Source organism: Bradyrhizobium sp. MI1.3 (assembly GCF_055811695.1).
Genome location: NZ_JBVVPQ010000005.1, coordinates 160,026 through 173,046, shown reverse-complemented (window position 1 = coordinate 173,046; position 13,021 = coordinate 160,026). Strand labels below are relative to the sequence as shown.

11 protein-coding genes are annotated in these 13,021 nt (G+C 65.2%); 7 read left to right on the top strand and 4 right to left on the bottom strand.

The genetic code is table 11. The annotated features are described in order from the left end of the window. The first annotated feature begins 73 nt into the window (after nucleotides 1-73). The 3 genes from AC0L3A_RS05405 to AC0L3A_RS05395 all read left to right on the top strand — a co-directional run bounded on the left by AC0L3A_RS05405 (nucleotide 74) and on the right by AC0L3A_RS05395 (nucleotide 4,131). Nucleotides 74-1,570: an amidase gene (locus AC0L3A_RS05405; RefSeq protein WP_473253787.1), complete on the top strand. Its 1,497-nt coding sequence runs from the start codon at nucleotides 74-76 to the stop codon at nucleotides 1,568-1,570. A gap of 84 nt (nucleotides 1,571-1,654) precedes the next feature. Beyond that, entirely contained in the window at nucleotides 1,655-2,881 is a 1,227-nt protein-coding gene (locus tag AC0L3A_RS05400; protein WP_473253786.1) for an MFS transporter, read from the top strand. 17 nt (nucleotides 2,882-2,898) lie between these two features. Next, nucleotides 2,899-4,131 (top strand): NAD(P)/FAD-dependent oxidoreductase, encoded by a 1,233-nt coding sequence (locus AC0L3A_RS05395; RefSeq protein ID WP_473253785.1) that lies wholly within the window; start codon nucleotides 2,899-2,901, stop codon nucleotides 4,129-4,131. Between the two features lie 71 nt (nucleotides 4,132-4,202). Here the strand turns inward: AC0L3A_RS05395 and AC0L3A_RS05390 are convergent, their stop codons facing one another. After that, nucleotides 4,203-5,039, bottom strand: a complete 837-nt coding sequence (locus AC0L3A_RS05390) for a helix-turn-helix transcriptional regulator (RefSeq protein ID WP_473253784.1) — start codon at nucleotides 5,037-5,039, stop codon at nucleotides 4,203-4,205. A gap of 89 nt (nucleotides 5,040-5,128) precedes the next feature. Here AC0L3A_RS05390 and AC0L3A_RS05385 point away from each other — a divergent pair, with 89 nt between their 5' ends. Next, nucleotides 5,129-6,007 (top strand): SDR family oxidoreductase, encoded by an 879-nt coding sequence (locus AC0L3A_RS05385; protein WP_007591600.1) that lies wholly within the window; start codon nucleotides 5,129-5,131, stop codon nucleotides 6,005-6,007. A 26-nt stretch (nucleotides 6,008-6,033) separates the two neighbouring features. Here AC0L3A_RS05385 and AC0L3A_RS05380 read toward each other — a convergent pair whose 3' ends face one another. The 3 genes from AC0L3A_RS05380 to AC0L3A_RS05370 all read right to left on the bottom strand — a co-directional run bounded on the left by AC0L3A_RS05380 (nucleotide 6,034) and on the right by AC0L3A_RS05370 (nucleotide 9,282). Next, nucleotides 6,034-7,368: a dicarboxylate/amino acid:cation symporter gene (locus tag AC0L3A_RS05380; protein WP_007591601.1), complete on the bottom strand. Its 1,335-nt coding sequence runs from the start codon at nucleotides 7,366-7,368 to the stop codon at nucleotides 6,034-6,036. A gap of 84 nt (nucleotides 7,369-7,452) precedes the next feature. Next, complete coding sequence (locus AC0L3A_RS05375; RefSeq protein WP_063992558.1) at nucleotides 7,453-8,007, bottom strand: biotin transporter BioY; 555 nt, start codon at nucleotides 8,005-8,007, stop codon at nucleotides 7,453-7,455. An 87-nt stretch (nucleotides 8,008-8,094) separates the two neighbouring features. Next, nucleotides 8,095-9,282 carry a pyridoxal phosphate-dependent aminotransferase gene (locus AC0L3A_RS05370; protein ID WP_473253783.1) on the bottom strand — a complete coding sequence of 396 codons (1,188 nt, stop codon included), beginning with the start codon at nucleotides 9,280-9,282 and terminating at the stop codon, nucleotides 8,095-8,097. Nucleotides 9,283-9,498: 216 nt separating this feature from the next. Here AC0L3A_RS05370 and AC0L3A_RS05365 point away from each other — a divergent pair, with 216 nt between their 5' ends. From AC0L3A_RS05365 to AC0L3A_RS05355, 3 genes are all read left to right on the top strand, one after another. Then, nucleotides 9,499-10,902: a M48 family metalloprotease gene (locus AC0L3A_RS05365; RefSeq protein ID WP_007591606.1), complete on the top strand. Its 1,404-nt coding sequence runs from the start codon at nucleotides 9,499-9,501 to the stop codon at nucleotides 10,900-10,902. 108 nt (nucleotides 10,903-11,010) lie between these two features. After that, nucleotides 11,011-11,778, top strand: coding sequence for a DsbA family protein (locus tag AC0L3A_RS05360; protein ID WP_007591607.1), 768 nt, complete (start codon nucleotides 11,011-11,013; stop codon nucleotides 11,776-11,778). A 248-nt stretch (nucleotides 11,779-12,026) separates the two neighbouring features. Continuing rightward, a complete protein-coding gene (locus AC0L3A_RS05355) occupies nucleotides 12,027-12,902 on the top strand; it encodes a DUF1236 domain-containing protein (protein ID WP_473253782.1) in 876 nt (291 codons plus the stop codon). Nucleotides 12,903-13,021: the final 119 nt, after the last annotated feature.

Sequence of the window (13,021 nt, the reverse complement as noted above, 5' to 3'; positions counted from 1 at the left end):
CTGACGAATATTGGTGCGCGGCCTCCACTTTCCGATATGCTAAATCGTTTTCAAATTTTGAAAGGGATTGGCATTGTCCGACCTTTGCGATTCCAGCGCCGTTGAGCTGCGCCGCCGCCTGTCCGCCCGGGACATCTCGCCCGTCGAGCTGCTGGAGTCGTGCCTGTCGCGGATCGCCACCGTCAATCCCGCTGTCAATGCCGTCGTGACACTGGACGAGCCTGGCGCTCGCGCCGCTGCCAAGGAAGCCGAGGCCGCCATCCTGCGCGGTGAGGATCATGGCGCCCTCCACGGGCTCCCCGTTCTCATCAAGGACACCCAGGACACCGCTCGACTGCGCACCACCTATGGCAGTCCGTTGCTGAGGGACAACGTCCCACTCGCTGACCAGGGCTCGGTGGCACGGCTGCGCGCGGCTGGCGCCATCATCTTCGGCAAGACCAACACACCGGAATGGGCGGCCGGCGGCAACACCCGCAACCCCGTGTTCGGGGCGACCGGCAATCCGTTCGATCCGATGCGCTCGGCAGCCGGCTCCTCCGGCGGCTCGGCGGTGGCGCTCGCCTGCGGCATGGCTCCGCTCGCCTCGGGCTCGGACACCGGCGGCTCCTTGCGCAATCCGGCCGGCTTCGCCGGCATTGTCGGCATGCGCCCGTCCTTCGGCCTCGTCGCCAGCGAGAAGCGCGTGTTCGGCTGGTCCAATTTGTCGACCGACGGGCCGATGGCGCGCAATGTCACCGACACCGCGCTGATGCTGTCGGTGATGGCGAGCGACGATACCCGCGATCCGCTCGCCTATACGCTGCCCGGCGAGTCCGTGCGCGCGCGTGCCGAACGCTGGGCCGTACCGCGCCCCGCAGAACTCGGCAGGCTGCGCCTCGCCTTCACCGAAGACTTCGGCTTCGCCCCGACAGAGCAGGCGATCCGGCGCGTGTTCCGCCATCGCGTGAGCAAGCTTGCACCGCTCTTTGGCGAGTGCCGCGAGGCGACGCCGGATTGCTCCGGTGCCGACGACGCCTTCGCCGTGCTGCGTGCAGGCATGTTCCTGGCGACGCACGGCAAGAACTACAAGGAGCGGCCCGAGATGCTCGGGCCCAATGTCCGCGCCAATGTCGAGGAAGGCCTCGGCTACACGCTCGAAGATCACGCGCGCGCCGCAACGACGCAGACGCGGATCTATCGCGCCTGGCAAAGCTTCTTCGAAAGCTGCGACGTGCTGATCAGCCCCACCATCACGCTTAGTCCGCGGCCGTGGTCGGAGCCGCATCCCGCGGAGATCGACGGGGTAGCAACGAAATCCTACTTCCATTGGCTGGCGCTCGCTTATGCCGTGACGCTTCCCGGCCATCCCGCCATCAGCATTCCTCTCGGCCTCGATGAAGCCGGGCTGCCTTTCGGCCTGCAGATCGTCGGTCAGCGTGGCGGCGACGCCGCCGTGCTCGCGGTGGCCGCGAGCCTCGAAGCAGCGTTCGCCGGCGACGCGCAATTGTGCCGGCCGGCGCCCGATCTGGCCCGGCTTGCCGTGGCGCCGCCGCTCTCGGCTGCACCCGGCTTCCTGATTTGGGAATGAAGAACGTGGGAATGATCAGAACTCGGGCATGACCTGAACTCGGCAACGACCGAAACCAGCCCTGGCGGCGCGATGGAGACGAGGATGACGGAATTGCCGAGGAAGACCAGCGTCATCGCATTCGTCCTGCTCTACGTCGCCTACTGCATCTCCTATGTCGACCGCGCGGCGATCTCGCTGGCGCTGGCGCAGATCGGCAAGGACTTCAACCTCCAGGCCGCAGATCTCGGCATCGTCATCAGCGCGTTCTTCCTCGGCTACGCCGCGATGCAGGTGCCGGGCGGATGGCTCTCCGACCGCTTCGGATCGAAATATGTGGTGATCATCACCATCGTGATGTGGTCGCTGTTCACGGCGTTCACGAGCCTTGCCTGGTCGCTCACCTCGCTGATCGCGATCCGCTTCCTATTCGGTATCGCCGAGGGCGGCTTCCCGCCGGCGAGCATCCGCGCCGTCGCGGAGGTGTTCAACAAGGACAGCCGGCCGAAGATGTCGGCGCTGCTGCTGTCGTCCAACTATGCCGGCAGCATGATCGCGCCGCTGATCATGGCACCGCTGATCCTCTGGCTGGGCTGGCGCCATGCCTTCAACACCATCGGCATTGCGGGCATCGTCTTTGCGGTCGCCTATTTCGTCTTCGTCCCGTATCTGGGCCGCCTGGGCGCGAACGATCCGAACCTGTCGGGGACGAAAGCCGAGAGCCGTGCGCCGATGCGCGAGCTCATGAAGAATCCGCTGCTGTGGCAGCTGATGGTGGTGTGGTTCGGCCTCAGCTGCGTCAACAAGGGCCTGGATTCCTGGATGCCGCTCTATCTGCTCCAGCAGCGCGGGCTCGACCTCAAGACCGTCGGCATCGTGGCGCCGATCCCGTTCGTGATGGCGACGATCGCGACCGCGATCGGCGGCTGGGTGATGACGACGTTCTTCGCCGAGCGCGAAAAATATCTGCTGATCGGCGCCTCCGCATTGACCGGCATCTTCCTCTACGCCATGTACAAGGCGGAGACGATCGCGATGCTGATCACCTACCAGTCCGTGGTCTATTTCTTCAAATCCTTCGTGCTGGCCTCGGTGATTGCGCTTCCGACCAAGCTGCTCCGCGACGACCAGATCGGATCCGGGATCGGCATGGTCAATCTCGGCGGCCAGAGCGCGGGCTTCGTCGCACCCGTCGCCATCGGCTTCATCGTGACCGGAACCGGATCGTTCGATGCCGCCTTCGGCTTCCTCGTGGCGATGACGGCGTTATCAGTCGTGGTCGCCGCAACCATCAACACGGCCCAGCCGAAGCTCATGCCGCAGACGGCCTGACAGGAGAATTTCTTCCGATGCAAAGCGCGATCGTCCTCGGCGGCGGCATGATCGGCGTCAGCGCGGCGCTGCACCTCCAGCAGCGCGGCTGGTCCGTCACGCTGATCGACCGCAGGGAGCCGGGCCGTGAGACCAGCTACGGCAATGCCGGGATGATCCAGGCGGAAGCGGTGCGCCCCTATCCGATGCCGCGCGACCTCGCCACGCTCCTGAAGATCGCGACCGGCCGCACCAACGACGTGCGCTACAGCCTGTCATCTCTTCATCTTCATATCGAACCCCTGCTCCGCTATTGGTGGCATTCGGCGCCGAAGCGACATCGTGAGGCGATCGACGCCTGGGCACGGCTGATCGCCTACGCGACGGCGGAGCACGACATCCTCATTCGCGAAGCCCATGCCGACAATCTGATCCGCCGCGCGGGATACCGGCACCTGCATCGCGACGCTGCCTCGTTCGATCTTGCCGTCAAGGCGGCGGAAGAGGACCAGCGCGAATTCGGCGTGAGGTTTCGTGCGCTCTCGGGCGCCGAGCTCGCCAAGGCCGAACCTGTCCTGCGCGACGACCTGCCCGGCGCGATCCATTGGCTCGACACCTGGACCGTGTCTGATCCCGGCGCGCTGGTCACGGCCTATGCCAATCTGTTTGAGCGCCTCGGCGGCGCCATCGTGCTCGGTGATGCCCAAAGCCTGCAGCAGACCGCCACTGGCTGGTCGGTCAAGACAGACCAGGGGCACATCGACGCCGCCAACGCCGTGGTGACGCTCGGGCCGTGGTCGCCCGATCTCCTGCTCAAATTCGGCTATCGCATTCCGCTGGTGCGCAAGCGCGGCTACCACATGCATTACAGCGGTGGCGCCTCGCTCGATCTGCCGCTGGTCGACAAGGCCGGTGGCTACGCCATGGGTCCGATGGCGAAGGGTATCCGCATCACCACCGGCGCGGAGTTGACGGGCCTGGACGCGCTCGCAACGCCCGTGCAGCTCGCCAGCGCGGAAGCCTCCGCGCGCGAGCTGATCGACCTCGGCAAGCGGGTCGAGCCCGACCCATGGTTCGGCACCCGCCCCTGCACGCCCGATATGCTGCCGGTGCTCGGCCCCGCCCCACGCCATCCCGGCCTCTGGATGAACTTCGGCCACGGCCACCAGGGCTTTACGCTGGGACCCGCGACCGGGCGCCTCCTCGCCGAGATGATGAGCGGCGAAACACCGGCGATCGATCCGACGCCGTACCGGCCGGAGCGGTTCTAGATCAGGGTTGACGGCAAGCACCGCGTGCGCGTCGCCAGATGCAGGTTGAACGCGCGAGTTCGCAACTTCCGTCAGTCGGCGCGCTCGGCGAGCAGTGTCCTGATGCGTTCGGCGTCGTCGGGAGTCGCGGGGTTGTAGACGATCATGCTGAGATCGGAGCGTCCCTCGACGATAAAGCTCGAATATTCGAACGACATCGTGCCGTGAACGGGGTGCCGCAGCCGCTTGGTGCCGTCGCCGTGGTAACGCACGTCATTGTCGCGCCAGAGCGCGGCGAATTCCGGGCTGGTCCGGCACAGCTCGTCGACAAAATTGGCGACATGCGAGACTGCGCCGGCCCGCGCGGCGTCCGCCCGGAAAGCCGCGACCACGAAGCGCGCCACGCTGTCCCAATCGTATTGCGCGGCGCGCACGCGCGGATCGCAGAAGATGAAGCGCAGGATGTTGCGCTGTCCCGGCGGGATCGCGCCGTAGTCGGTCAGCACGGCGCTTGCGGCACGATTCCAGGCGACGACGTCCCAGGTCGCGGTCCGCACCAGCGCCGGGCTGAACGCGAACGCATCGAGCACCCGCTGCAACCGCGGCGAGACGCCTTCGCTCGCCTGGTAGCGCACCTCGGGCGGACGGCCGAGGCCGATCAGGAACAGGTGCTCGCGCTCGACATCGGTCAGCATCAGCGCTCGCGCGATGCGGTCGAGCACATCGGGCGACGGCGCGCCGCCGCGGCCCTGCTCGAGCCAAGTGTACCAGGTCGGGCTGATATTGGCGCGCTGCGCCACCTCCTCGCGGCGGAGTCCCGGCGTACGCCTGCGGCTACCCGCGAAGCCGAACGCGGTGGCATCGAGCCGGGTGCGGCGGTCCTTGAGGTAGGTCCCGAGCAGGTTTTCGGCTGAAGCGGTCTCGCTCATCCTGTTAGCTATTATACCCCGATAATGTCACTACTTTACCCGGATAATCCTAGCGCGGATGGTCGTCTCCACCAACCCTGGAGATACTCATGCGTGTTTTCGTCACTGGCGCCACCGGCTTCGTCGGCTCCGCCGTCGTTCGCGACCTGATCGCCGCCGGCCACCGGGTCACCGGCCTCGCCCGCTCCGACGCGGGAGCCGCGACGCTCGCCGCGATGGGCGCCGAGATCCACCGCGGCTCGCTGGAGGATCACGCGTCCTTGCGCAGCGGCGCGGCCGCCTCCGACGGCGTCCTGCACCTCGGCTTCAACCACGACTTCTCGAAGTTTCTGGACAATTGCGAGCTCGACCGCCACGCGATCCTGGCGATCGGCGAGGAGCTCAAGGGCTCCGGTCGCCCTCTCATCGTCACCTCCGGCGTCGCGCTGCTTGCGCCCGGCCGCCTCGCCACCGAGGACGATGTGTCGGCGCAGCGCTTTCCGCGCGTGTCGGAAGCGACCGCGCTGTCCCTGGCCGGCGTCCGCGCCGCCGTTGTGCGTCTTCCGCCCTCCACGCATGGCGAGGGCGACCACGGCTTCGTTCCGATCCTGATCAACCTCGCGCGCCAGAAAGGCGTATCGGTCTATGTCGGCGATGGCAGCAACCGCTGGCCCGCCGCGCACCGCTTCGATGCCGCGCGCGTCTACCGGCTGGCGCTGGAGCAAGGCGCAACCGCGAAGCACTATCACGCGATCGCCGAGGAAGGCGTGCCGTTCAAGGCGATTGCGGAAGTGATCGGCCGGCGGCTCGGCGTGCCCGTGGTGTCCCAATCGCCCGAGGAAGCGACCGCGCATTTCGGCTGGTTCGCACAGTTCGCGGGCGCCGACGTTCCGACCTCGAGCGCGAAGACGCGTGCTGCTCTCGGCTGGTCGCCGCAAGAAAAAGGGCTGATCGAGGATCTCGACCAGCCCTATTACTTCAAGATCTGACGGCGCCCGGCACCGTCAAATGCAGATCAGTCCGTCGTGACAGCCGTTTCCATGTCGGTCGGATCGATCTGCCTGGCGAGGTTGGCGTTGAGCTTGTCGCGATCAAGTTCGCCCTCCCACCAGGCGACGATCACGCAGGCAACGCCGTTGCCGCAGAGATTGGTCAGCGCGCGGCACTCGCTCATGAACTTGTCGATGCCGAGCACGATCGCCATGCCCGGCACGAGGCGCGGATCGACCACGGCGAGCGTCGCCGCCAGCGTGATGAAGCCCGCACCTGTGATACCGGAGGCGCCCTTCGAGGTCAGCATCGCCACCACCAGGATGGTGAGCTGCTGGCCGAAGGTGAGATCGAAGCCCAGCGCCTGCGCGATGAACAGCGTCGCCAGCGTCATGTAGATGTTGGTGCCGTCGAGATTGAACGAATAGCCCGTGGGCACCACGAGGCCGACCACCGATTTGGAGCAGCCGAGGCGCTCAAGCTTTTCCATCAAGGACGGCAACGCGCTTTCCGAGGACGAGGTGCCGAGCACAATCAGCAGCTCGTCCTTGATGTAGGCGAGGAACTTGAAGATGGAGAAGCCCGCGAAGCGCGCGATGATACCGAGCACGACGAACACGAACAGCGCCGCGGTCAGGTAGAATGTCGCTATCAGGCCGATCAGGTTGAGGATCGCCCCGGTGCCGAACTTGCCGATGGTGTAGGCCATCGCGCCGAAGGCGCCGATCGGCGCCGCGCGCATCACGATGGAGATGACGCCGAACACCGCATGCGCGGCGTCGTCGATGAAACTGCGGATGGTGTGGCCGCGTTCGCCGAGCCCCATGATGGCGAAGCCGAACAGCACCGAGAACAGCAGCACCTGCAGGATCTCGCCTTGCGCGAAAGCGCCGACGACGGTGTCCGGAATGATGTGCAGCACGAAGTCGACCGACCTCTGGCCTTCGGCCTGCTTGGCGTAGTTGGCGACGGCCTGTGCGTTGGCGGCGGCGCCGCCGAAGCCCGCACCCGGCTTCACCAGATTGCCGATGATGAGTCCGATCACCAGCGCGAAGGTCGAGACGATCTCGAAATAGACCAGCGCCTTGACGCCGATGCGGCCGACCTTCTTGGCATCCTGGATATGGGCGATGCCCGAGACCACGGTGCAGAAGATGATCGGCGCGATCACCATCTTGATCAGCTTGATGAAGCCATCGCCGAGTGCCTTGATCCACTCATTGGTGGCGACTGACGGCCAGAGCCAGCCGACGATGGCGCCGAGCACGATCGCGATCAGCACCTGGATATAAAGTACCTTGTACCACGGCTTGGCGGCGGGCGGCGCGACCGGCGCCCCCACCATCGTTGTCGTCGTCATTGTTTCACTCCCCCTCAAAACGCCGGGCCAGCCAAGATCAACTTGGCCGGCCCTGTCAATCGGAACTGCTCGTTATTGCGCGCTTTACCCGCGATCGACCACCCGGCGTATCGCCGGCATCAACGTCGCGCCCAGCGCGTTCTTGACCAACGACGCCGCAACGAACGGCATCAGGCCGACCTGCCAAGCCTTTGCGGCGCCAAGGCCGAGGCCGAAGGCCAGCCAGCCAAAGCCCGCGGCCAGAATGAGGATGTGGCCGACGGCCATGGCCGCAAACAGCAGCATGACGCTGCGATCCCAGCCGCGCTCGGCGAGCCAGCCGGTGACGAAGGCGGCGCCAATGAAGCCGAACAGATAGCCCGCGGTCGGGCCGACCAGCGGTGCGATTCCACCAACGGGACCGGCGAACACCGGCAGGCCCATTGCGCCCTCGGCGAGGTAGGCAATCATGGTTGCGCTGCCAAGCCGCCAGCCATAGGCGGCGCCGATCATCAACACGACCAGCGTCTGCAATGTCATGGGCACGTAAGGCAGCGGCAGGTTCACCTTGGCTGACAGCGCCATCAAGGCGGTGCCGAGCGCAATCAGCACGACAGCGCGCAAGGCGCCGACGGTTTCACCGGGCCGGACTGGCCACATCAATGCGGCGAGAGGAGAATGCGTGGCGGTAGACGGGACGGAACGGTCAGACAAGTTGCACTCCAGAAGGCTGTCGAAAACTGGCGGCTATTTAATCCAGTGAGCGATCCGGTCAACTGCTTCCCGCATCTCCGCAGCCGAACGCGCATAAGAGAGCCGTATGAATGAACGACCATGGATGGGATCGAAATCGAGCCCCGGCGTGACCGCGACATGGGCCTGTTCGAGCATCTGCTTGGCGAAGTCGAAACTGTCTGAGGTGAAGTCCGAGACGTCCGCATAGAGATAGAACGCGCCGTCGGCCGGCAGAAACCTGGTCAGGCCGGCCTTGGGCAATCCCTCGATCAGGATGCGCCGGTTTTCCTGATAGCCGTGCTTGATCTCCTCCATCTCGGCCGCGCCGTCGAAGGCCGCTTCGGCTGCGATCTGCGACAGCGACGGCACCGAGATCGACAGGTTCTGCTGCAGCCGCTCGATCGGCCGCACCAGAATCTCGGGCACGACCATCCAGCCGACGCGCCAGCCCGTCATGCAGAAATACTTCGAGAACGAGTTGATCACGAGCGCGTGGTCCGACAGCGCCGCAGCCGTCACCGCGGGAAACGCGTAGTCGAGCCCGTGATAGATCTCGTCCGAGATGAAACGGATGGCCGCGTCTTCCGCCGCAGCGATCAGGCCTGCGAGCGCCTCGCGGGACATCATGGTCCCGGTCGGATTGGCGGGACTCCCGACCAGCACGCCCTTGAGCGGCGCCTTGCGATGGGCGACCAGCAGCGCCTCGCCGGTCAGCGCATGGCGCGTCTCGTTCGTAGTCTCGATCAGCACCGGCTCGCAGCCGAGCGCGGTGAGAATATGACGGTACGGCGGATAACCCGGCACCGTCACGGCGACGCGGTCGCCCGGCTCGAACATCGCCAGGAAAGCCAGAATGAACCCGCCGGAGGAGCCGGTGGTCACCACGATTCGCTCGGGGCTGACATCGCAGCCATAGGCATCGCGATAATGCCGCGCGATGCGCGCGCGCAAGGAGGGGATGCCCAGCGCGGAGGTATAATCGATCCGCCCTGCCTCGAGCGCCGCATGGGCGGCCGCAATCGCGGTCTTCGGCGCGCCGGCGGCGGGCTGGCCAACCTCCATGTGGATGACATGGCCCCCGGCCGCCTCGATCCGGGCCGCCGCGGCCATCACGTCCATCACCATGAACGGGGGAACATCGCTACGGCGGGAGGGCTCAAGCCACTGCCCCAACCGGTTCCTCAAGGTCGCATCGTGCATCGATTTCTGCTATTCGCTGGCGGACTGATCCGTCCGGCCTGAGAACGGGGTTCTTGCGCCCCAGACTGGCCGCATTGTACGGCTCATAAGGGGAACGGCTCAAAAGGGCATATCGCGTATCCGGTCCGCCGCCAATCGCCAAAACCAATCACTGAACTGCTCGACCAAGAATGCTTGACCAGCCTGCTGACAAGATCCTTTGACCCAGACCGCTTGATGTTGTTCCAGATCGCATTGCGCAAGAAGGCCACCGCCCTCATCTCCCTCCTCGCGGCGGCTGCGATCGCGCTGACGCCGTTCTCGGCCGCGCATGCGCAGGCCAAGGGGCCGCCGGTCCTGCGCGACACCGAGACCGAGCAGCTGCTGCGCGAATACACCCGCCCGATCCTGCGCGTCGCCGGTCTGGAGAAGCAGAACATCCAGATGGTGATCGTCAACGAGGGCTCGTTCAACGCGTTCGTCGCCGACGGCCGCCGCATCTTCGTCAATTACGGCGCGATCCTCCAGTCGGAGACGCCGAACCAGATCATCGGCGTGCTCGCGCACGAGACCGGGCATCTGGCCGGCGGACATCTGTCCAAGCTGCGCGAGCAGCTCGCCAATGCCCAGACCCAGATGATCATCGCCATGCTGCTCGGCGCCGGCGCGATGGCCGTGGGCAGCACCCGCGGCAGCGGCAGCGCCGGCAACAATGGCCTTGCCAATGCGGGAGCCGCCGCCCTCGCCGGCCCGCAGGAGATGATCCGCCGTACGTTGCTGTCCTACCAGCGGCAGCAGGAGGAGAACGCCGATCGCGCCGGCGTGAAATTCCTGACGGCGACCCAGCAGTCGCCGAAGGGCATGTACGAGACCTTCAAGCGCTTCACCAGCGAGAGCCTGTTCGCAGCACGGGGCGCCGATCCCTATCTCCAGTCGCACCCGATGCCCGCCGAGCGCGTCGCTTCACTGCAGGAGTTCGCCAGCGCCAGCCCCTATTGGGACAAGAAGGACGATCCCGCGCTTCAGCTGCGCCACGACATGGTGCGCGCCAAGATCTCCGCCTTCATGGAACGGCCGGAGACGGTGTACCGCCGCTATCCCCTGACCAACGACAGCCTGCCGGCGCGCTACGCCCGCGCCATCAGCACCTATTTGCATGGGGATTTGCGCAGCGCGCTCACCCAGATTGACGCGCTGATCCAGGTCCAGCCCAACAATGCGTATTTTTACGAGGTGCGCGGCCAGGCCCTGCTGGAGGGCGGCAAGCCGGCCGAGGCGATTCCGGCCCTGCGCAAGGCTGTCGCACTTTCGAACAACGCGCCCCTCATCGAGATGTTACTTGGGCAGGCTCTGGTTGGGTCCGATAATAAGGCCTACACCGATGACGCCGTTCGGATTCTCCGGGCCGCGGTGGCACGGGAACCGGAGGCCGTGCTCGGCTACATGCAGCTCGCGATGGCCTATGGCCGGAAGGGCGACTATGCCGAGGCCGATCTGGCGTCGGCGCAGGCCGCTTATCTGCGCGGCGACAACAAGACCGCCCGCGAGCTTGCGACGCGCGCGAAAACCCGTTTCGCCGTCGGCACACCCGGATGGGTCAAGGCCGACGACATCGTGGCGTCGAAACCGCCGCGCAACTGACCAGAACGACGCCTTACGCCACGACGCCTTACGAAACGACGTCACGACACCGAGCTTAAGTCCGCCGGGACGTTTTCCGAAACCTGCTTTGGATAAGAGGATTTGCCTATGCCTTCGCTGCGCCTGCTTGCTCCCGCGCTGTTTGCGCTCGCCATGTTCGGCGCAGCCGTGCCCGCGTCGGCCGACAGCTTCTCCGATGCCCAGCGCACGGATATCGAGGCGATCGTCAAGAACTATCTCGTCACCCATCCCGAGGTGCTCGAGGAAGCGATGACCGAGCTCACCAAGCGCCAGGCCGCGGCTGAGACGCAGAAGCACGAAGCCAGCGTCGCCCAGAATTCCGATGCGATCTTCAATTCGCCGCGCCAGGTCGTGCTCGGCAACAAGGACGGCGACGTCACCTTCGTCGAGTTCTTCGACTACAATTGCGGCTACTGCAAGCGCGCGATGGGCGACATGCTCGACCTCATGAAGGCCGATCCGAAGCTGAAGGTGGTGCTGAAGGAGTTTCCGGTGCTGAGCCAGGGCTCGGTCGAAGCAGCCCAGGTCGCCGTCGCGGTGCGCATGCAAGATCCCTCCGGCAAGAAGTATCTCGATTTCCACCAGAAGCTGCTCGGCGGTCGTGGGGCGGCCGACAAGGCGCGCGCACTTCAGGCGGCCAAGGAAGCCGGCCTCGACGTCGCGAAGATCGAGAAGGACATCGGCAGCGCCGAGGTACGCACCACCATCGAGGAGAACTTCAAACTCGCCGAAGCGATGGGGATGAACGGCACGCCGAGCTATGTCATCGGCAAGCAGATCGTTGTCGGCGCCGTCGGTGTCGAAAGCCTGAAGGAAAAGATCGCTGTGGCCCGCTGCGGCAAAGCGACTTGCTAATTAGCCGACTTGTTAACAAGGCGACCTGCTGACAAGGCGACTTGCTGATAAGCGATCTGCTCTACAACTCACGCATCCAAAAGGCCGGCTGAAACGCCGGCCTTTTCATTGCGCCGAAATCTGGCGCGCGCATTCATCTGGCATTCAACAAACAAAAGCCCCGGAACCACCGAAGTTCCGGAACAACTCAAATCTCCTTTCGTTGTCGGCGCGGGCAATGACGCAATTGAACACGTGAGGAGAATTCCATGTCTAACCGCTTTATGATCTCGGTTGCCACACTCGCGCTCGTCGCGGGCACCGGTCTGGCGAACGCACAGGGCACCATGAACCGCGACAGCGGTGGCGGCGCCGGTGGTGCGCAGATGCAGCATTCGCAGCCTTCCGGCGGCGCCGCCGAACGCGGCGGCTCGATGGGTAAGGAATCCGCCCATGAGAAGGGCACCGTCGGCCAGGCTGGTGGCTCCAGCAGCATGAAATCCGGCACGTCCGCCGAGGACAAATCCTCCGGCGCGACCAAGGACGAGCACTCCGGCCGCGAGATGAACAAGAACGCGGCTGAGGACAAGTCCGGCGCTACCAAGGGCCAGCGCACCGACGAACGCGCGCAGGGTCAGCAGGACAAGTCCAAGAGCACGAGTCAGGACACGAGCAAGGACTCGAGCAAGACCGGCGCCAAGGACCAGAAGGACATGAAGGCTGAGGGCGCCAAGAGCGGCACCAGCAGCACCAACAATGCCGAGAACCAGAAGGGTACCGAGACGCGCACCAACCAGAACGCTCAGGGCCAGACCGGCACCAGCACCAACCAGAATGCGCAGGGTCAGAGCAGCACCAACACGACGGTCGGTCAGGCCGGCGCGGGCGCCAAGCTCTCGACCGAGCAACGCACGCAGATCACCTCGGTGATCCGCGAGGAGCATGTGCGTCCGGTGACGAACGTGAACTTCTCGATCTCGGTCGGCACTCGCATTCCGCGCGAGGGTGTCGAGCTGCACACCCTGCCGTCCCGTGTCGTGACGATCTATCCGGAATGGCGGACCTATCGCTACGTCCTGGTCAAGGACGAGATCGTGATCGTCAATCCGGACACCTATGAGATCGTGGCTGTCCTGAACACGTAAGACGATACCCGGCAACCATCGGGGGCGGGCAGCAATGCCCGCCCCTTTGCCGTTCGGCCGGCAGCCATGCTTCGGACTGGTTAACAAGCAATTTCCGTAGCTTGCGCACAGATTTTTGC

Coding starts and splice junctions, on each gene's coding strand:
- AC0L3A_RS05395 (WP_473253785.1), top strand. CDS start 2,899: ATGCAAAGCGCGATCGTCCTCGGCGGCGGCATGATCGGCGTCAGCGCG.
- AC0L3A_RS05375 (WP_063992558.1), bottom strand. CDS start 8,007: ATGTGGCCAGTCCGGCCCGGTGAAACCGTCGGCGCCTTGCGCGCTGTC.
- AC0L3A_RS05400 (WP_473253786.1), top strand. CDS start 1,655: ATGACGGAATTGCCGAGGAAGACCAGCGTCATCGCATTCGTCCTGCTC.
- AC0L3A_RS05360 (WP_007591607.1), top strand. CDS start 11,011: ATGCCTTCGCTGCGCCTGCTTGCTCCCGCGCTGTTTGCGCTCGCCATG.
- AC0L3A_RS05380 (WP_007591601.1), bottom strand. CDS start 7,368: ATGACGACGACAACGATGGTGGGGGCGCCGGTCGCGCCGCCCGCCGCC.
- AC0L3A_RS05370 (WP_473253783.1), bottom strand. CDS start 9,282: ATGCACGATGCGACCTTGAGGAACCGGTTGGGGCAGTGGCTTGAGCCC.
- AC0L3A_RS05390 (WP_473253784.1), bottom strand. CDS start 5,039: ATGAGCGAGACCGCTTCAGCCGAAAACCTGCTCGGGACCTACCTCAAG.
- AC0L3A_RS05385 (WP_007591600.1), top strand. CDS start 5,129: ATGCGTGTTTTCGTCACTGGCGCCACCGGCTTCGTCGGCTCCGCCGTC.
- AC0L3A_RS05355 (WP_473253782.1), top strand. CDS start 12,027: ATGTCTAACCGCTTTATGATCTCGGTTGCCACACTCGCGCTCGTCGCG.
- AC0L3A_RS05365 (WP_007591606.1), top strand. CDS start 9,499: ATGTTGTTCCAGATCGCATTGCGCAAGAAGGCCACCGCCCTCATCTCC.